The following is an 18428-nucleotide window of genomic DNA, read 5'->3' as shown; positions in this document are numbered from 1 at the left end:
CATCCGTCATCGCAACCGACAACCGCAAAGGAAGAACCATGAGCACCAAAATCCTGCTGGCCCTGACATTGGCCGCCACCGCCTGCGCCACACAGGCCCAAACCCTGCGCATAGGCCTGGCCGAAGACCCGGACGTGCTGGACCCGACGCTGGCGCGCAGCTTCGTGAGCCGCATCGTGTTTTCCTCACTGTGCGACAAGCTGGTCGACATCGATGAAAAACTCAACATCGTGCCGCAGCTGGCCACCTCCTACAGCTGGTCGGCCGACAACAAGGCGCTGACCCTGAAGCTGCGCAGCGGCGTGACCTTCCATGACGGCGAAAAATTCGACGCCGCCGCCGTGAAGTTCAACATAGACCGCCATAAAACCCTCGCGGGCTCGAACCGCCGCGGCGAACTGGCGCCCGTGACCACGGTGGACGTGATCGACGACTCCACGGTCAAGATCAACCTGAGCGCACCTTTCTCTCCGCTGCTCAGTGTGCTGGCCGACCGCGCCGGCATGATGGTTTCACCCAAGGCCGCGCAGGCCGCGCCCACCAATTTCGGCACCAGGCCGGTGTGCTCTGGCCCCTTCAAGTTCACCGAACGCGTGGCGCAGGACCGCATCGTGCTGGAACGCTACGCCGGCTACTGGGACAAGGCCAACATCCACTTCGACAAGGTCGTGTTCCAGCCCATCGTGGACGCCACCGTGCGCCTGGCCAACCTGCGCTCCGGCCAGCTCGACTTCATTGAACGCGTGGCGCCCTCCGACATCGCCTCCATCAAGGCCGACAAAAAGCTCGGCTTCTCCCGCATCACCGAGCTGGGCTATCAGGGCATCACCATCAACACCGGCAAGAGCGACCAGGCGCAAAAGAATCCGCTGGGCCGCGACCCGCGCGTGCGCGAGGCTTTTGAGCTCTCGCTGGACCGTGCCGGCATCGTGCAGGTCGCGATGGACGGCGAAGCCACGCCGGGCAACCAGTGGGTGCCACCCGCCAACAGCTTCTACGCCAAGAACGTCCCCATTCCCAAGCGTGACATCACACGCGCCAAACAGCTGCTGAAAGAAGCCGGTGTGCCCAACCCCGTTTTCACGCTGATGACGCCCACCACTTCTGATGCCCAGCGCGTGGCACAGGTGGTGCAGGCCATGGCCAAGGAGGCGGGCTTTGACGTGAAGATCCAGTCCACCGAATTCGCCACCTCGCTGAACCTGGCCGACAAGGGCCAGTTCGACGCCTATGTGCTGGCCTGGAGCGGCCGCGCCGACCCGGACGGCAACCTGTTCAGCTTCTACGGCTGCAAGCAGCCGCTGAACTACAGCGGCGAATGCCGCCCGCAGTGGGACGAATTGCTGAACCGTTCGCGCAACACGCTGGACACCGCCGGGCGCATCAAGGTGTTTGCCACGCTGGCCGCTGAAGCCGACAAGGTCAAGCCTGTTGTTTACCTTTTCCACCGCAACTGGCTTTGGGCCTACAACAAGAAAATCACCGGCATGCGCACCGTGCCTGACGGGCTGGTCCGCATCCAGGGTTTGAGGATGTAAAAGCAGGCCGCGCCCAACTCACATGCTCCAGTACCTCCTCAAGCGGCTTGCCGCGATCATCCCGACCGTGTTCTTTGTCACGGTCATCATCTTCGGGCTGCAGCAACTGCTGCCCGGTGATGCCGCGTCGGTCCTGGCCGGGGAAAACCAGGACCCCGAGGTGATCGCCTACCTGCAAAAGAAGATGCACCTCGACGAGCCGCTGCCCATGCGCTACGCCTACTGGATTTCCGGCGTGTTCCACGGCGACCTGGGCGAATCGATGCGAATCCAGCAGCCGGTGCTGGACCTGATCAAGGAAAAGCTGCCGGTCACGCTGCAGCTGGCGGCCATGGCCATGGTCATCGCACTGCTGATCGGCATCCCGGCCGGCATCGTCTCGGCCGTCGGCAAGGACTCGGCCTGGGACTACCTGGCCAATGTGATCGCGCTATGGGGCCTGTCCACGCCCAATTTCTGGCTGGGCATTTTGATGATCCTGGTGTTCTCGGTGCAGCTGGGCTGGTTGCCGGCGTCAGGTTATGTCAGCCCCTTTGAAGACCTGCGGGCCAACCTGGCCGCCATGATCATGCCGGCCTTTGTGCTGGGCAACGCGATTGCCGCCGTGCTGATGCGCCACACGCGCAGCGCCATGCTGCAGGTGCTCAACGCCGACTATGTTCGCACCGCGCGCGCCAAGGGCCTGACCGAGCGGCGCGTGGTGCTGAAACACGCGCTGCGCAATGCGCTCACGCCCATCATCACGCTGGGCGCGCTGGAGTTCGGCACGCTGCTGTCGGGCGCGGTGCTGACCGAGCAGGTGTTTTCGATTCCCGGTTTCGGCAAGCTGATCGTGGACGCGGTGTTCAACCGCGATTACGCGGTCGTGCAGGGTGTGGTGCTGTTCACCTCCAGCGTCTACATCCTGCTGAACCTGCTGGCCGACCTGGCGTATTTTGTGGTCAACCCACGGCTGAGGGGCTGAGGCATGAGCGCTGTCCTTCCCGCCATCGTCCCACGCGAGGCCACACCGGCCCGCCGCGCGCTGCGCCGCCTGATGCGCCGCCGTGGCGCCATGCTGGGCCTGGCCATCGTCGTGATTTTTGTGGTGCTGGCGCTGTTCGCCCCGTGGATCGCACCCTATGACCCGATCGCCACCAGCTGGAGCGCGGTGCGAAAACCACCCAGCTTGCAATACCTGTTCGGCACCGACGAGATAGGCCGCGACGTGCTCTCGCGCGTGGTGTGGGGGGCGCGCGCCTCTCTGATGGCGGGCCTGGTGTCGGTCTGCATCTCGATGGCGCTGGGTGTGCCCGTAGGCCTGCTGGCCGCCTACGTGGGCGGCTGGACGGACAGCCTGATCTCGCGCTTCACCGACGCCATGCTGGCTGTGCCCTTTTTGATCCTGGCCATCGCCCTGGCCGCCTTCCTGGGCCCCAGCCTCAGCAACGCGATGATCGCCATCGGCGTCTCGGCCACGCCCATCTTCATACGCCTGACGCGCGCCCAGGTGCTGGCCATGAAGGTGGAAGACTTCGTCGAGGCGGCGCGCGCCGTGGGCAACCCGCACTGGCGCATCGCGCTGCGCCACATCCTGCCCAATGTGCTGCCGCCGCTGATCGTGCAGGCCTCGCTGGCGATTGCAGCGGCCATCATCGCCGAGGCCAGCCTGTCCTTTCTGGGCCTGGGCCAGCAGCCGCCGGCGCCCAGCTGGGGCAGCATGCTCAACACCGCCAAGAATTACGTCGACAATGCACCCTGGATGGCGATCTGGCCCGGCCTGTCCATCTTCCTGCTGGTGCTGTCCTTCAACCTGCTGGGCGACGGACTGCGCGATGCGCTGGACCCCAAGCACAAATAATTCCCGCCGAAAGGCGCCCACCACCGTTTGACCATGCCTACTTTCGACGCCCTTCACTATCCCTATGCTTCCCGCCGCAACGTGGTCTATGCCAACAAGGGCATGGTCGCCACCTCGCAGCCGCTGGCCGCGCAGGCGGGCCTGCAGGTGCTGCAGGCCGGCGGCAACGCGATTGACGCGGCGATTGCCACGGCCGCCGCGCTCACGGTGGTTGAGCCCAACGCCAACGGCATAGGCGGTGATGCCTTCGCGCTGGTCTGGCATGGCGGCAAGCTGCACGGCCTGAACGCCAGCGGCCCGGCGCCGCGCGCCATCACCCTCGACAAACTCACCCGCCAGGGCCTGACCGAAGTGCCCAAGTACGGCCCGCTGCCCGTGACGGTGCCGGGCACGCCCGCCGCCTGGGCCGCATTGGCGCAGCGCTTCGGCAAACTGCCGCTCAAGACCTCGATGGCGCGTTCCATTGAACTGGCGCGTGAAGGTTTTCCGGTCTCGCCCACGGTGGCCTCCGCCTGGCAGCAGGCCACGGCGCTGTTCCGCGAGAAATTCAAGGAGCCGTATTTCAAAGCCTGGTTCGACACCTTCGCACCCGAGCGCGCGCCGCAGCCGGGCGAGATCTGGCGCTCCGCCGCCCATGCCGACACCCTGCAGTCGATTGCCGACACGGCCGCCGAAAGTTTTTACCGCGGCCCGCTGGCCGAACGGATCGCGGCCTTTGTGCAGTCGGCCGGCGGTTACCTGGCCCAGGAAGACCTGGCCGCCTTCCAGGTCGACTGGTGCGACCCGATCAGCGTGAACTACCGCGGCTATGACGTCTGGGAGATCCCGCCCAACGGCCACGGCCTGGTGGCCTTGATGGCGCTCAACATCCTCAAGGGTTTTGACTTCAGCGAACGCGACAGCCTGCGAACCCACCACCTGCAGATCGAGGCCATGAAGCTGGCTTTTGCCGACGGCCTGGCGCACATCGCCGACCCGGCCCACATGCGCGTGTCCGTGGCCGAGCTGCTGTCGGACGCCTATGCGGCTGAGCGCCGAGCGCTCATAGGCGAGCGCGCCCTGCAGCCCATGCCGGGCCAGCCCTCCCGCGGCGGCACGGTGTACCTGAGCACGGCCGACGGCGAGGGCAATATGGTCTCGCTGATCCAGAGCAACTACATGGGCTTCGGCTCGGGCATGGTGGTGCCGGGCACCGGCATCGCGCTGCACAACCGCGGCAACAACTTTTCGCTGGACGCCCAGCACCCCAACTGCCTGGCGCCCGGCAAGCGGCCCTACCACACCATCATCCCGGGCTTCCTGACCCAAGGCGGCCGGGCCATCGGCCCCTTCGGCGTGATGGGCGGCTTCATGCAGCCGCAGGGCCATGTGCAGATGGTGATGAACACCGTGGACTTCGGCCTGAACCCGCAGGCTTCGCTGGACGCGCCGCGCTGGGAATGGGAGAGCGGCAAGCGCGTGAGCATAGAACGCTCCACACCCGAACACCTCTTCCACGGCCTCGCGGGCCTGGGCCATCAGGTCGCCTGGTCGGGCAACCGCATGGGCTTTGGCCGCGGGCAGATCATCTGGCGCAATGCCGAGGGTGTGCTCTGCGGCGGGACTGAGCCGCGCGCAGACGGATCCATCGCCGCCTGGTAAAGCTCACTAGAGCGTCATGCCGGCCGTGCTGCCCAGGTAACGCTCCAGCACGGCCAGCTCGGCCACCGTCGGCGCGCCCTTGCCCGCGATGACCGCGTACAGGTTGCCGCGGAAACCTTCGCGCGGGTAGTAGCTGATGTAGCCGCAGCCCATCAGCATCTGGGTGAAGGCGCTGGGCGCGAAGGTCGCAGCGGCGCTGCCGATCTCGGCGGAATTGAGGCGCAGTTTTTGCGCGCCGGCCACCGATGCCAGCGCCAGCACCGCCGGCGTGTTGACGGCGAGCCTGGCCGGGGCCAGCAGTTGCACCGTCAGGCCTTTTGAGTCAATCCACCGGGCGCGCGGCTGGCCGTTCAGAAAGCCCAGCTCCGAGGTTTGCGGGTCTTCCGTCTTGGAGGCCTGGAACACCACGCCGGTGTTGGTGGCCGCCGGAACGCTGAGGGCCGCGATGGCGAAGTGCGCATCCTCCAGGTTGTAAGGCACGCGGTTGCGCGGGTTGGGTTGCACCCCGGCCATGCGGCTGGATTTTTTGCACCAGAAGCCGAAGGACTCGGGCACGCTGTGGTCGGAATTCTTTTTGCCGTTGGTCACGCGCATCACGGGCACAGACATCGGCCCCGAGGCGCCGCTGTCCTTGTTCATCCAGTTGATCATCTCCAAGGCATTGCCCGGGCTGGATCCATAACCTGAATCCGACACGGCGCGCACCACCTGGCCCGCCGCGGCCGGCGCGCCCAGCAGGTAGTCGGTGTAGCCGTCGGCCAGCCCCCACTTGCAGGCGCCGTATTTGGCGACGATGGCCAGCGCGGCGTCGGCCAGGTTGGTGGCGGCATAGCCTGCCGGGTCCGTCAGCGAAAACACCTTGCGCGGCGGCGGCACCTGGCCAGCCAGCTGCCCGTCGCTGGTGTAAGTGAGCGTCGCGATCTGGTTGGCCGCGGGCGTGTAAGTGAAGCTGTCCTGCCCGTTGGCGCCCGCGGGAATGGTCAGGCGCGACTTGCTCAGGGTGCCGCCCTTGTTGGACGCCACCGTGAGCACCACCGGCTGGGCCAGGTTGCCGCGCGCGTAGACGGTAATCGTGATCGGTGTTCCCGCCGGCGCATAGCCGGGCCCGTCATCGAACAAAGTCGCTTGCACAATGCCCGCCGCGGCCTTGAGCACGCCCGAAACCGACGACTCCAGCGTCTTGTTCTGGTGCCAGCCGGGCACGTGGTTGATGGCGTAGTTGCGGATAGGCCAGTGGTTGCCGCCCATCCAGGTGTAGACCTCACAACCCGACTGGGCCGCATACACCGCCGTTTGCGCGAACATCGCTTCCCAACGCGGATCGTCAATCGGCATGCCGACCTCGGTGAGCGCCAGCTTCACACCCTTGGCCTTGGCCCAGTCGACCGCGATCTTGAGCCGGTCCGCGCCGGTGGAGACCTTGATGGGGCCGGTACCGAAACCGGCGCTGTAGTTCTTGGCGACCTCGGTGTCGTAGTCAAAGAACGCGCCGTTGCTGAAGGCATCCAGGTACACGTGCACTTCGTAAATCAGGTTGGTGCCTGACAGCGGGAAGCCGGGGTTCTTGGTGCCTATGGCCATGGCCGAGTCGTACTGGTTGCCCGCCACATAGATAGGGTTGACGGTGTCGACCGCGCGTATCGCCTGGATAGCCGCCTGCGCAAACGTGGGCCAGATCGTGAGGTCTTCGCCGCCCTTTACGGCTTCTTCGTTGGAGGCGATGACGCCGCCCGGCTTGGGCATGTCGTGCGGCTCGTTCATGAGGCCGTAGCCGCCAAAGCCCGGGTGGTTCTTCCACTTCGTCGCCGCGCGTGTCCAGAAATCGGTGAAGTGCGCGATCTTGAGTGTTGCGCCCGGCACGAGTGAAAAAATCCGCGACTGGATTTGCACCGCATCGGTGGTGTAGGGTCTGAGCACGCCGCCTGGCGGCACAGTCAGGCCTATCACCGAGCCGTCGGCCTGGAATCTGAAATCCTGGTAGCGGCCGTAGTTGTGGTTGTCGATGATGCAGCGTGTGCCGGCGGCCGCGTGGGCGTCGAGCACGCCGGTGATGAAAGCCTCATAGCCCGCATGGAAGGCGCCCGGGTTGCCGATGGCCGCTTTTGCGGCTGCATTGGCCACGGTGTCGTGCAGCATGGGCTGCAGCAGCTCCCACTGGATGGGTAGCCGGTTCTTCATGAAACCGCAAGCGGCCAAGTAGGCCACGTCGGCCTTGCGCGGCACGGTGAAATGCAGGTTGGGCGCCGAGCTCGTGTTGGCCCGCAGGCCGGGCTTGGCCCATTCCATGCCCGAGAGATTGGTGCCCATGGCGGGCATGCCGGCCGCGGCGCGCGCGACGGCGGCTTGTGCCTGCCGGCTCACGGTGAAGGGAAGAGCCGCCAGGGCGCCGGCGGCCAAAGCGGCCTGTGAAAATTCACGTCTTTGCATCGGAAGGCTTCTCCTGTTGCGGTATGTCATTCAAAGACTCAGGTTAAGCCCGGTATTTCCGCTTCATTACAGTTTGAAGCAACACAATGCCTCGCTTACATTTGGCCCCTGTCAAGGCTGACAGGTTTGGGCGGCACCAGCGCGAAAACGCGAGGTCGGTGACAATAGCGCCAGGTATTTTTTGCCGCCACGGCCCTACCCTGGCAGCTTTCACAACACCGGTTTCGTGCGAAGGCCAAGAGCCCGCTGTCAATAGCACGAACGGCCTGATCCATTTCCATTCATGACCAAAAGTTTCTTCCGGGCAGCCCTGGTGCTGGGTTTGCTGTCCGCCATCGGCCCCTTCGCCATCGACATGTACCTGCCCGCCCTGCCCTCCATCGGGCAGAGCCTGGGCGCCTCCATGGGCGCGGTGCAGGCCAGCCTGATGGCCTTCTTCATCTCGCTGGGCATAGGGCAGATTGTTTACGGCCCGGTGTCCGACATGGTGGGCCGCAAGGCGCCGCTCTACTTCGGCCTGCTGCTATTCGCCGCGGGCAGCATAGGCTGCGCGCTGGCGCCGGACATCCACACGCTGGTGGTGCTGCGCTTCATCCAGGGCCTGGGCGCCTGCGCCGGCATGGTGGTGCCGCGCGCCATCGTGCGCGACCTGCACACCGGCCACGACGCGGCGCGGCTGATGTCGCTGCTGATGCTGGTCTTCAGCGTCTCGCCCATCCTGGCGCCATTGGCCGGCAGCATCCTGATTGAATCCTTCGGCTGGCGCAGCGTGTTCTGGGCCGTCACGGTGGCCGCCGCTGCCGGGCTGCTGCTGGTCGGCTTCACGCTGCCCGAAACGCGGCCGCCCGAGCAGCGTGTGGACAGCAGCTTCGGCAGCGCGATCAAGGCCTACGGCGTGCTGCTGCGCGACCGCCACTTCATGGGCCTGGTCTTCATAGGCGCCTTCGGCATCTCGAGCTTCTTCGCCTACCTGGCCAACTCTTCCTTTGTGCTGATAGACCACTACGGCCTCACGCCGCGCCAGTACAGCATCGCCTTCGCGGTCAATGCGGCGTCTTTCATCGGCGTCTCGCAGTTCACCGGCAAGCTGGCCGCGCGCTTCGGCCTGGTGCCCATCGTGAAAGTGGCGGTCACGGGCTATGCGGCCGTGATGGCCTTGCTGCTCGTCGTCAACCTGGCCGGCATCGAACGCCTGGACGTGATGATCGCACTGCTGCTGGTGGGCTACGGCTTTCTGGGCCTGGTGGTGCCGACCACCGCCGTGCTCGCGCTCGAAGAGCATGGCGCGATTGCCGGCACGGCTTCGGCCCTGATGGGCACCCTGCAGTTCGTGACCGGCGCGGTGGTGATGGCGACAGTCGGCGTGTTTGCCGACGGCACCGCCCTGCCCATGGTCGCCGGCATCGCGGGCTGCGCGCTGCTGGCGTATGCGATGTCGCGCGGCACGCTGGGTGGTGCGCGCACTGCAGTTCCTGTCCGCTAAGCCTGCATGCGCAGACGGCGCGCCGCTTCCTCTGCACGCGCGTCGTCGATTTCACCCATCACCGCCCCCAGGTTGACCGGGCCGGTCTTGTGCGCGAAGCGGCCGGTCAGCGCCGTCTCGGGCTGCAGCACGCCGCGCTGGTACAAATCCCAGATCTCGCTGCCGTAATCCGTCTGCAGCAGCTCGGGCGCGAAGCGGCCGAAAAAGCCGCGCAGGTTGCCCACGTCACGTAGCAACATGCGGCCCGCGTGGTTGTTGCCGGCAGCGTCCACCGCCTGCGGCAAATCGATGATGACCGGGCCGGGCCGGCCGTCCGTCACGCCCAGCAGGATGTTGAATTCCGACAAGTCACCATGCACCACGCCGGCGCACAGCATGCGCACCACTTCCGTGAGCAGGGTCGCGTGGTGCAGGCGTGCGTCTTCGGCCGTGAATTCGACGTCGTTCAAACGCGGGGCGGCGTCCCCGTGCTCGTCGGTGACCAGTTCCATCAGCAGCACGCCGTCGCAAAAGTTATGCGGTTTGGGCACACGCACACCGGCCGCCGCCAACCGGTAAAGCGCATCGACTTCGGCGCTTTGCCAGGCCGCTTCGGTCGCCTGCCGCCCGAAGCGCGTGCCTTTGGCCATGGCGCGCGCCTGGCGCGTGTTCTTGACCTTGCGGTTTTCGGTGTAGTCCACCGCCTGGCGGAAGCTGCGCTCAGTCGCGTCCTTGTAGACCTTGGCGCAGCGCGTGTCGTCGCCGCAGCGCACCACATAGACCATGGCTTCCTTGCCGCTCATGAGCTGGCGCACGACGCTGTCGATCAGGCCTTCTTCGAGCAGGGACTGCAATCTCGGGGGTGTTTTCATGAAGCCCATTTTGCGCCCGCCGGCTGCAAGGCCTTTTAAGCCTGCGGATGCCGAAAAAAGCCCGCCCGTTTGACCGGGCAGGCTCTTCTGTGGCGCATGGTGATCAGTTGCTGAGCACCAGTTGCGCGATCACGCCGGTGGCAATGGCGATCAGCGCGTAGTCCGTGCCGACCTGCACCCATTGCTGGCCGCGCGGCGGCGCATGCAGGTGGCGGCCGCGCCAGTCGTTCACCACATACTGCCGGCCGCGGTACTCGTTCGGGATGTGGCCGCCGCGGTAAAACTGCCGGCCGTGGCCGTTGAAGTGACGGTCGTTGCGGTCGTCGCGGATATAGCGATGCTCGACGCCGCGGCGATGGTCGTCTACAGCGCGATAGCCGGGGCCATGGCCTGCGGGGCCGCGATGCTCGACACGCGGCGGCTCGCCCCGCGGGCCGCGTCCGTCATAGCCCTGCGCAAACGACAGCGAGGCAAAGCCCAGCGAGGCTGCGGCGATGGCACACACAATGGCGGTTGATTTCATGTCGACTCCTTGGGGTTGCTGAGTCTTCATGGTGTTCCCCTGCCGTGTAGGGGTTGCAAAGCCGCAGGAGTGTTTGTGTAAAGCCTGGTTGCAATGTGTGCGGGATTTGCAGGCTTGTGGCTCAGGCCGTTTCGGGCACCCGTAGATGCGCCGCATGCTGTTCAAATCCTTCGCCACGCAGCGCCTGGGTCAGCCAGGCCTCGACCAGCACCGGGTCGTTCACCGTCTTGATCGCCTGGTAGGCCACTTCTGCCTCGGGAAAGCGCCGCCGCAAAAAATTCAGCCACTGCTTGAGCCGCCCGGCCCGGGCGCGCGTGTCAATCCGAGAACACACGATGCGCCAGAAATCTTCAATCAGCGGCAGCAAGGCGGACCAGCCGACATCCGCCTGCGCGCCTCGCCGGTCCGCCTTGATTGCCAGGCCCAGGCCCGGGTCGCGCACCGCGCCGCGGCCAATCATCAAGGTGTCGCAGCCCGAGAGCTCGCGGCAGCGCCGTGCGTCTTCGACTGTCCATATCTCGCCGTTGGCGACGACCGGGATTTTCACCGCCGCGCGTATGTCGGCGATGCGCTCCCAGTAAGCCGGCGGCCTGTAGGCCTGGGCCTTGGTGCGGCCATGCACCACCAGTTCGCCGGCGCCGCCCGATTCGATCGCAAGCGCGCATTCGACGGCGCGCGCATCGTCGTCATAACCCAGGCGCATCTTGGCTGACACCGGCATGCGGGCCGGCACCGCGCGGCGCACGGCAGCGACCACGGCCGTCAGGGTTTCAGGCTCCCTGAGCAGCGAGGCCCCGCCGCCGTGGCGGTTGACGACGGCCGCCGGGCAGCCGAAGTTGAGGTCTATGCCGTCGGGCCCCAGGCCCGCGAGCCGCGCGGCATTCTCTGCCATGCAGTGGGGATCAGAGCCCAGCAGCTGCGCGCGCACCGGTACGCCGGCCAGCGTGCGGCCGCCGTTATGCAGCTCGGGCACGATGCGCAAAAACACGCGCTCGGGCAGCAGTTGGTCGGTGATGCGGATGAACTCGGAGACACAGCGGTCTATGCCGCCGACCCGCGTGAGGATGTCACGCAGCACAAAGTCCAGCAGCCCTTCCATGGGGGCCAGCAGGACGGTAGCGTGTGCTTCAGCCTTCATCGTATCCAGAGACTATTTGGCGCCCAATCGCCACAGCGAGGTCACTTCGGCCGCGCGCGCCGCATGCAGCGCATCGCCGGCGTCCGAGGCTTTGGGATGCTGCGGCTGCGCATCGAGGCGGTCTATGACCTTGAGCCCCGCGGCATCGACGGCGGCCAGCAGCCAGGCGCGCGTGCGCAGGCCCAGGTGCTCGGCAAAGTCCGACAGGATCAGCCAGCCCTCGCCCTTGGGCTCCAGGTGCGCGGCCAGGCCGTTGAGGAAACCCAGCAGCATGCGGCTGTCTTCGTCATAGACCGCATGTTCGACCGGTGAGCCGGGGCGCGCGGGCAGCCAGGGCGGGTTGCAGACAATGATGTGGGCGCGGCCTTCGGGAAACAGGTTGGCTTCGCGCACCTCGATCTGCGGAAAGCCCAGGCGCTTGAGGTTGTCGCGCGCGCAGGCCAGTGCACGCGGGTCCTGGTCGGTCGCGACCACGCGCTGCACGCCGCTGCGCAGGGCCAGCACGGCGGCCAGCACACCGGTGCCGGTGCCGATGTCAAAGCCCAGCAGGTCGGCCGTGCCTTCGGGCACAGGCGCCTGGGCCACCAGGTCTATGTACTCGCCGCGCACCGGCGAGAAAACCCCGTAGTGCGGGTGGATGCGGTTGTGCGGCCCGTCTTCGCCCAGCGCGGGAACCGGCACACCCTTGCGGCGCCATTCATGCGCGCTGATAAAACCCATGAGTTCGCGCAGCGATGCCACCGAGGGACCGTTACCCTCTTTGGCTGGGCCCCAAGCCTCCGCACAGGCTTTCTTGGCGTCGGGCGCTCGGCGCAGCGGGATGCTGTAGTCCGCGTCAAACGGGATCAGCACCATGGACAGCACACGGGCGCGCTGCGCCTGGGCCTGGCGGTGCAGGTGGAAAGCTTCGGGAAACACCGGCGCCGGTGCTTGGACCGGGGCAGCGGCCTGCGCGGCCTCACCGGCCTTCTGGGCCTTGACGCGTTTGTCGCGCTTGGGCTTGGCCGGTTTGTCGACACGGCGCGCCAGGGCTTGCACCAGCATGCGGGCATTCTGGAAGTCGCCGCGCCACAGCAGGCCGGTGCCTTCGCAGGCCAGGCGATAGGCCGCGTCGGCGCTCAGGCTGTCGTCGGCGATGACCACACGTTTGGGCGGCGCGGCGCCGCGCTCGGAACGCCAGCGCGCGGAACGGGCTTCGCCGCCCTCTGTCCAGTGGATAAGGACGGGCTCGGTAGAAGAAGAAACGGGAACGGCAGGTGAAACAGGCATCAGGGGCAAACACAGCAAAGGGAGCCAAGTGTTTTAACAGATGCGGCCACCCGTTTGGGCTGAATCGCCTTAAAACGGCCCGCCAAAGCTGGAAATCGCCGCTTTTCCGGTGAAACACCGGTCAAAGGACCAAGAGACCAGGGGCCAGCGCGCGAAGGCTATCACGACCTGCCAGGGGTGCCCGAATCCCCGGCCTCATCGCAATGCTTCACAACATTCGCACCTATTTTCAGAAATCCACCTTCAATGTTCCGCAAGCGGACATTCGGTGCGAATGACTGCCGCAAAAGAACCTATGGTGCGGTTTCTGGAGGGACTACGCCGCTGTCAGGCGTGTCAAAAAAACATGCCATTTGAAATCAAACCCATTGACCAACACACTTTTGACGCGGTCTACACGCCAAAGCTCACCAATCAACTGAACGGTTTCATTCACCCGACCCGGGACTGGTTCGACTTGAGCCGCCGGCGCTGGATGACCGACCAGGCCCGGGACATCTACTTCCTGGAAACCAGCCTTGCCGACCGCATGGACTGGGCTTTCAGCTATGTGCTGATCCAGAACGGCGAATTTGCCCTGCTCCGGACGGAAGACCACTTTCACTACTCCTTCGTGAAAGTCTCCACGGGCTTTTTTTTCCGGCTCGACGAGGTCAAGGCGCTGGTCGCCGAAGCGCTGCGTGTGGGCGGGGTCTTCCTGGACGGCTGCTACGACCCGCCCTCCTGCTTCGGCATGAACCTGCCCAACATCAACGCCGTCCCCCGCGCGGAATTCATCACACGCAAAACGCGCAAGGCGGAATAAGCGCGTAGCCAGCCCCACTCTCTTCCACAGCAGGGGCCGCGGAACTGGCTTCGCCAGGCCGCAGGCGCCGTCCTCTGCAAGGGGAAAAGGCACTACACGAAGTGAGTGCCGATAGGGGTGTGCCTACCCACCAAGCGGGGGCCGGGGTCCGGCTTTGCCGGCCCACAGGCGCCCGTCCCCTGCAAGGGGAGAGGAGGCTACACGAAGTGAGCCTCAACAGGGGTGTTCACACTGTCCAGCCGCCACCCAAAGCCCGGATCAGGCCCACCGTGGCCAGGTACTGCGCAGTCTTGACCTGCAGCGCCTGGCGGCGGTTGCGCAGTTCGCTGCGCTGGGCGTCCAGCAGCTCGAGCTGGCTGACAAAGCCGTTGCGGTAACGTGAATCCGACAGCACCGTGGCGCGCGTGGCCGAGGCCACCGAGCGCGACTGCGCTTCGGACTGCTCGGCCAGCAGGCGCAGGGCCGAGAGCTGATCTTCCACGTCCTTGAAGGCGACGAGGATCTGCTCACGGTAGTTGGCCAGCGCGATGTCGAGTTCGGCATTCGCGTTCTGCACACCGGCCTGGCGGCGGCCGCCGTCAAAAAGCGGCAGCGACAGCAGCGCGCCCACACCCCAGGCCTGGGTCGAGACCTTGAACAGGTCCTTGATCTCGGGCGCGGCATAACCGCCGTTGGCCGTCAGCGAGAAGGTCGGGAACCAGGCGGCCTTGGCCACACCCACGCGGGCCTGCGCGGCCTGCATGCTGCTCTGCGCGGCGGAGACGTCCGGACGGCGCTCCAGCACCGTGCTGGGCACGCCGGCCGGGATCACGGGCAAGGCGGTCGACCACTCGGTGGGTGCGACGGCAAAATTCGAAGCCACCTGTCCGACCAGGACGGCCAGCGCATGCTCCAGCGCGGCGCGGCGCTGGTCCAGCGCCAGTGCTTCGGACTCGGTAGCGGCGACCTCGGCGCGCACGCGGGCGACGTCGAGCTCGGCCACGTCGCCCTCGCGGAAGCGCACTTCCGTCAGGCGCAGCGTGTTGCCGTAAGCCTTCAGCGTGTCGCGCACCAGCGTGCGCTCGCTGTCCAGCGCGCGCAGGTTGAGGTAGGCCTGCGCCACATCGGCCTGCACCAGCAGCTGGGTGCTGCGCAGCAGGGCTTCGCGTGACTGGGCGTCGAGCGAGGCGGCGTCCGAATTCAGCGAGAGCTTGCCGATCAAATCAACTTCATACGAAAAATTGGCGGCGGCCGTGACCGTGGTCTGCGCGACGCGATTGGTGGTGATGTTGCTCTGGCGCACGGCGCCGCCGCTCAAGCCCACTTGCGGCAGGCGGTCGGCATCGGTGTTGCGCAGGATGGCGCGCGCCTGAGCCAGCCGGCCCGCGGCCACCTTGACGCTGTTGTTGTTGGCGGCGGCCTGCTCGACCAGTTGGTCCAGCACCGGATCGGCGAACACCTTCCACCAGGCGCCCTGCGATTGCGGGGCCGTGGCGGTTGCGGTGCTTGCCGTGCCTACATTCTCTTTATAAGCCGCGGGCGCGGCGGGAATGCTGGCCGGATCCACCGACGCGCTGGTGGCGCAGCCGGCCAGCACCAGGGCGGCCAGCAGGGGCAGCAGCGCGGTGCGCAGTTTTGACGATGTGTGGTTCATGTTGAACTCCTTGACGTGATGCTTGTTGTTATTCGTGAAGCTTGACGGGTGCCGCCGGCTGCGCATGCGTACCCGCGCCGCCGCTGCCCGCGAAGGCCTCGATGTGCGGCACTTCGCCGTGCAGCTTGAGCGGGCGGTTGCCCGTGAGGCGACGCAGGGTGACGTAGAACACCGGCGTGAGGAACAGGCCGAAAGCCGTCACGCCAATCATTCCCGAGAACACCGCCACACCCATGGCATGGCGCATCTCTGCACCGGCGCCGGTCGACAGCACCAGGGGCAGCACACCCATGATGAAGGCCAGCGAGGTCATCAGGATGGGGCGCAGGCGCAGGCGGCTGGCTTCGATCGCGGCCTGCAGCGGCGTGCGCCCGGCAAACTCGAGCTCGCGCGCGAACTCCACGATCAGGATGGCGTTCTTCGCCGACAACCCCACCAGCACGATCAAGCCGATCTGCGTGAAGATGTTGTTGTCGCCGCCGGTGAGCTTGACGCCCAGCATGGCGGCCAGCAGGCCCATGGGCACGATCAGCACGATGGCGATCGGCAGGGTCAGGCTTTCATACTGCGCGGCCAGCACCAGGAAGACCAGCAGCAGCGCCAGCGGGAACACCCACATGGCCGAGTTGCCGGCGATGATTTCCTGGTAGGTCAGGTCGGTCCACTCATAGCTGATGCCGGGCGGCAGGGTTTCGGCCGCGATGCGGGCGACCGCGTCCTGCGCCTGGCCCGACGAATAGCCGGGGGCGGCGCCGCCGTTGATGTCGGCCGACAGGAAGCCGTTGTAGCGCATGGCGCGTTCCGGGCCGAAGCTGGGCGTGACCTTCATCAGCGCCGACAGCGGCACCATTTCGCCGGTGGCCGAGCGCACCTTGAGCAGGCCGATGTCCTCGGCGCGGGCGCGGTAAGGCGCGTCGGCCTGGACCCGCACCGAGTAGGTGCGGCCGAACTTGTTGAAGTCGTTGGCGTACAGGCTGCCCAGGTAGATCTGCATGGTGTCGAACACGTCGGTCACCGGCACGCCGAGCTGGCGCGCCTTGGTGCGGTCGATGTCGGCATACAGCTGCGGCACGTTGACCTGGAAGCTCGAGAACATACCCGCCAGTTCAGGCGTCTGGTAGGCCTTGGCCATGAAGTCCTTGGTGGCTTTGTCGAGCGCGGCATAACCGAGCGAGCCGCGGTCTTCCAGCTGCAGCTTGAAACCGCCGGTGGTGCCCAGGCCCTGCACGGGCGGCGGCGGGAACATCGCGATAAAGGCTTCCTGGATGCCGCCGAACTTGCCGTTCAGCTGGCCGGCGATGGCACCGGCACTCAGGTCCGCGCTCTTGCGCTGGTCAAACGGTTTCAGCGAAAGAAACACGATGCCCGAGTTGGAGCTGTTGGTGAAGCCGTTGATCGACAGGCCCGGGAAGGCAATCGCGTGTTCCACGCCGGGTTGTTTCATGGCGATGTCGCTGATCTTGCGGATCACGTCTTCGGTGCGATCCAGCGTGGCGCCGTCAGGCAACTGCGCAAAACCGATCAGGTACTGCTTGTCCTGGCCGGGCACAAAGCCACTGGGCACGGCCTTGAACAGGCCCGTGGTGGCCAGCACCAGCACCAGGTAGACGCCCAGCATCACGGCCTTGCGCGAGATCGCGCCCTTGACACCGCGGCTGTAGTTCTCGGAGCCGCGGCTGAAGGCCTTGTTGAAGGCGCCGAAGAAACGGCCGAAGATTTTATCCATGCCGCGGGTCAGCGCGTCCTTGGGTGCGTCGTGGCCCTTGAGCAGCAAGGCGGCCAGCGCGGGCGACAGCGTCAGCGAGTTGATCGCCGAGATCACGGTCGAGATGGCGATGGTCAGCGCGAACTGCTTGTAGAACTGGCCCGACAGGCCGGTGATGAAGGCCAGCGGCACGAACACGGCGATCAGCACCAGGGCAATCGCGATGATGGGCCCGGACACTTCGCGCATGGCGCGGTAGGTGGCGTCGCGCGGACTCAGGCCCGCCTCGATGTTGCGCTCGACGTTTTCCACCACCACGATGGCGTCGTCGACCACGATGCCGATGGCCAGCACCAGCCCGAACAGGCTGAGCGCGTTGATCGAAAAGCCGAAGAGGTGCATCACTGCGAAGGTGCCGATGACGGAAATGGGCACGGCCAGCAGCGGGATGACCGAAGCGCGCCAGGTCTGCAGGAAGATGATCACGACCAGCACCACCAGGGCCACGGCCTCGAGCAGCGTGTGCACCACGGCCTCGATGGACGAGCGCACGAACTGCGTGGTGTCATAGACGATCTCGTAGTCCACGCCCTCGGGCATGTTCTTTTTGAGCTCTTTCATCACGGCCTGCACGTCGTCCGAAATCTGGATGGCGTTGGAGCCCGGCGCGGCGAACACCGGCACGGCCACGGCCTGCTTGTTGTCCAGCAGCGAGCGCAGCGCGTAGTCGGAGGCGCCCAGCTCCAGGCGGGAAATGTCGCGCAGGCGCGTCACGGCGCCGCCCTTGTCGGTCTTGACGATGATGTCGCCGAATTCTTCCTCGCTCTGCAGGCGGCCCTGGGCGTTGATGGACAACTGCATGTCCACGCCGGGCAGGCCGGGCGAAGCGCCCACCACGCCGGCGGCGGCCTGGATGTTCTGCTCACGGATGGCGCGCACCACGTCGCCGGCGGACAAGCCGCGCTCGGCCACCTTCTGCGGATCCAGCCAGACGCGCATTGAATAGTCACCCGAACCGAAGAGCTGCACCTGGCCCACGCCGTTGATGCGCGCCAGACGGTCCTTGACGTTGAGCACCGCGTAGTTGCGCAGGTAGGTCATGTCATAGCGGTCGTTGGGCGAGAGCAAGTGCACCACCATCGTGAGGTCGGGCGAGCTCTTGATGGTCGTGATGCCCAGGCGGCGCACTTCTTCAGGAAGGCGCGGCTCGGCTTGCGAGACACGGTTTTGCACCAGCTGCTGGGCCTTGTCGGGGTCGGTGCCCAGCTTGAAGGTGACGTTGAGCGTCATCAGGCCGTCCGTCGTGGCCTGGCTGCTCATGTAGAGCATGCCGTCCACGCCGTTGATGGATTCCTCCAGCGGCGTGGCAACCGTTTCGGCAATCACCTTGGGGTTGGCGCCCGGGTAGTTGGCGCGCACCACCACGGTGGGAGGCACCACGTCGGGATACTCGGCGATCGGCAGCGAGCGCAGCGCGATCAGTCCGGCGATGAACATCAGCAGCGACAGCACGCCGGCAAAGATGGGCCGGTCAATAAAAAACTTGGATAGATTCATGGCGATTCTTCTTGTTCA

General features: G+C 65.9%; 13 protein-coding genes. 6 read left to right on the top strand and 7 right to left on the bottom strand.

What is annotated here, in order from left to right; genetic code table 11:
- The first annotated feature begins 38 nt into the window (after positions 1 to 38).
- Genes ACSQ27_RS02170 through ACSQ27_RS02155 form a run of 4 tightly spaced genes read left to right on the top strand, consistent with a single transcriptional unit; the run spans position 39 to position 5019 of the window.
- Complete coding sequence (locus ACSQ27_RS02170) at positions 39 to 1538, top strand: ABC transporter substrate-binding protein (protein WP_436153842.1); 1500 nt, start codon at positions 39 to 41, stop codon at positions 1536 to 1538.
- A gap of 22 nt (positions 1539 to 1560) precedes the next feature.
- Positions 1561 to 2502 carry an ABC transporter permease gene (locus tag ACSQ27_RS02165; RefSeq protein ID WP_436153841.1) on the top strand — a complete coding sequence of 314 codons (942 nt, stop codon included), beginning with the start codon at positions 1561 to 1563 and terminating at the stop codon, positions 2500 to 2502.
- A gap of 3 nt (positions 2503 to 2505) precedes the next feature.
- Entirely contained in the window at positions 2506 to 3378 is an 873-nt protein-coding gene (locus ACSQ27_RS02160; RefSeq protein WP_436153840.1) for an ABC transporter permease, read from the top strand.
- 33 nt (positions 3379 to 3411) lie between these two features.
- A complete protein-coding gene (locus ACSQ27_RS02155) occupies positions 3412 to 5019 on the top strand; it encodes a gamma-glutamyltransferase family protein (RefSeq protein WP_436153839.1) in 1608 nt (535 codons plus the stop codon).
- A gap of 6 nt (positions 5020 to 5025) precedes the next feature.
- Here ACSQ27_RS02155 and ACSQ27_RS02150 read toward each other — a convergent pair whose 3' ends face one another.
- On the bottom strand, positions 5026 to 7446 hold the full coding sequence (locus ACSQ27_RS02150; RefSeq protein ID WP_436153838.1) for a cellulase family glycosylhydrolase: 2421 nt from the start codon (positions 7444 to 7446) through the stop codon (positions 5026 to 5028).
- Positions 7447 to 7729: 283 nt separating this feature from the next.
- Between ACSQ27_RS02150 and ACSQ27_RS02145 the strand changes: the two genes are divergently transcribed.
- Positions 7730 to 8929 carry a multidrug effflux MFS transporter gene (locus ACSQ27_RS02145; protein ID WP_436153837.1) on the top strand — a complete coding sequence of 400 codons (1200 nt, stop codon included), beginning with the start codon at positions 7730 to 7732 and terminating at the stop codon, positions 8927 to 8929.
- Here the strand turns inward: ACSQ27_RS02145 and ACSQ27_RS02140 are convergent.
- The 4 genes from ACSQ27_RS02140 to ACSQ27_RS02125 form a co-directional block, all read right to left on the bottom strand.
- Positions 8926 to 9780 (bottom strand): PA4780 family RIO1-like protein kinase, encoded by an 855-nt coding sequence (locus tag ACSQ27_RS02140; RefSeq protein ID WP_436153836.1) that lies wholly within the window; start codon positions 9778 to 9780, stop codon positions 8926 to 8928. The two genes, ACSQ27_RS02145 and ACSQ27_RS02140, sit on opposite strands and share 4 nt — an antisense overlap.
- A 103-nt stretch (positions 9781 to 9883) precedes the next feature.
- The gene (locus tag ACSQ27_RS02135; protein ID WP_436153835.1) at positions 9884 to 10303 is read right to left on the bottom strand and encodes an RcnB family protein; all 420 of its coding nucleotides are present in this window, start codon (positions 10301 to 10303) and stop codon (positions 9884 to 9886) included.
- Between the two features lie 121 nt (positions 10304 to 10424).
- Positions 10425 to 11441 (bottom strand): tRNA dihydrouridine synthase, encoded by a 1017-nt coding sequence (locus ACSQ27_RS02130; protein ID WP_436153834.1) that lies wholly within the window; start codon positions 11439 to 11441, stop codon positions 10425 to 10427.
- 12 nt (positions 11442 to 11453) lie between these two features.
- A complete protein-coding gene (locus ACSQ27_RS02125; RefSeq protein ID WP_436153833.1) occupies positions 11454 to 12710 on the bottom strand; it encodes a methyltransferase in 1257 nt (418 codons plus the stop codon).
- Between the two features lie 346 nt (positions 12711 to 13056).
- On the opposite strand from ACSQ27_RS02125, the gene ACSQ27_RS02120 reads away from it, so the two are divergent.
- Complete coding sequence (locus ACSQ27_RS02120; RefSeq protein WP_436153832.1) at positions 13057 to 13515, top strand: hypothetical protein; 459 nt, start codon at positions 13057 to 13059, stop codon at positions 13513 to 13515.
- 226 nt (positions 13516 to 13741) lie between these two features.
- Here ACSQ27_RS02120 and ACSQ27_RS02115 read toward each other — a convergent pair whose 3' ends face one another.
- Together ACSQ27_RS02115 and ACSQ27_RS02110 are read right to left on the bottom strand one after the other, a co-directional pair.
- A complete protein-coding gene (locus ACSQ27_RS02115; protein ID WP_436153831.1) occupies positions 13742 to 15148 on the bottom strand; it encodes an efflux transporter outer membrane subunit in 1407 nt (468 codons plus the stop codon).
- A 28-nt stretch (positions 15149 to 15176) separates the two neighbouring features.
- On the bottom strand, positions 15177 to 18410 hold the full coding sequence (locus tag ACSQ27_RS02110; protein ID WP_436153830.1) for an efflux RND transporter permease subunit: 3234 nt from the start codon (positions 18408 to 18410) through the stop codon (positions 15177 to 15179).
- Positions 18411 to 18428: the final 18 nt, after the last annotated feature.

Source organism: Polaromonas sp. LjRoot131, assembly GCF_964252805.1.
In the GTDB taxonomy this organism is placed as follows: Bacteria; Pseudomonadota; Gammaproteobacteria; order Burkholderiales; family Burkholderiaceae_C; genus Polaromonas.
Note: the sequence above shows the minus strand (reverse complement) of the source record. Positions and strands in the feature narration are given on the sequence as shown.

Coding starts and splice junctions, on each gene's coding strand:
- ACSQ27_RS02170 (WP_436153842.1), top strand. CDS start 39: ATGAGCACCAAAATCCTGCTGGCCCTGACATTGGCCGCCACCGCCTGC.
- ACSQ27_RS02165 (WP_436153841.1), top strand. CDS start 1,561: ATGCTCCAGTACCTCCTCAAGCGGCTTGCCGCGATCATCCCGACCGTG.
- ACSQ27_RS02160 (WP_436153840.1), top strand. CDS start 2,506: ATGAGCGCTGTCCTTCCCGCCATCGTCCCACGCGAGGCCACACCGGCC.
- ACSQ27_RS02155 (WP_436153839.1), top strand. CDS start 3,412: ATGCCTACTTTCGACGCCCTTCACTATCCCTATGCTTCCCGCCGCAAC.
- ACSQ27_RS02150 (WP_436153838.1), bottom strand. CDS start 7,446: ATGCAAAGACGTGAATTTTCACAGGCCGCTTTGGCCGCCGGCGCCCTG.
- ACSQ27_RS02145 (WP_436153837.1), top strand. CDS start 7,730: ATGACCAAAAGTTTCTTCCGGGCAGCCCTGGTGCTGGGTTTGCTGTCC.
- ACSQ27_RS02140 (WP_436153836.1), bottom strand. CDS start 9,780: ATGAAAACACCCCCGAGATTGCAGTCCCTGCTCGAAGAAGGCCTGATC.
- ACSQ27_RS02135 (WP_436153835.1), bottom strand. CDS start 10,303: ATGAAATCAACCGCCATTGTGTGTGCCATCGCCGCAGCCTCGCTGGGC.
- ACSQ27_RS02130 (WP_436153834.1), bottom strand. CDS start 11,441: ATGAAGGCTGAAGCACACGCTACCGTCCTGCTGGCCCCCATGGAAGGG.
- ACSQ27_RS02125 (WP_436153833.1), bottom strand. CDS start 12,710: ATGCCTGTTTCACCTGCCGTTCCCGTTTCTTCTTCTACCGAGCCCGTC.
- ACSQ27_RS02120 (WP_436153832.1), top strand. CDS start 13,057: ATGCCATTTGAAATCAAACCCATTGACCAACACACTTTTGACGCGGTC.
- ACSQ27_RS02115 (WP_436153831.1), bottom strand. CDS start 15,148: ATGAACCACACATCGTCAAAACTGCGCACCGCGCTGCTGCCCCTGCTG.
- ACSQ27_RS02110 (WP_436153830.1), bottom strand. CDS start 18,410: ATGAATCTATCCAAGTTTTTTATTGACCGGCCCATCTTTGCCGGCGTG.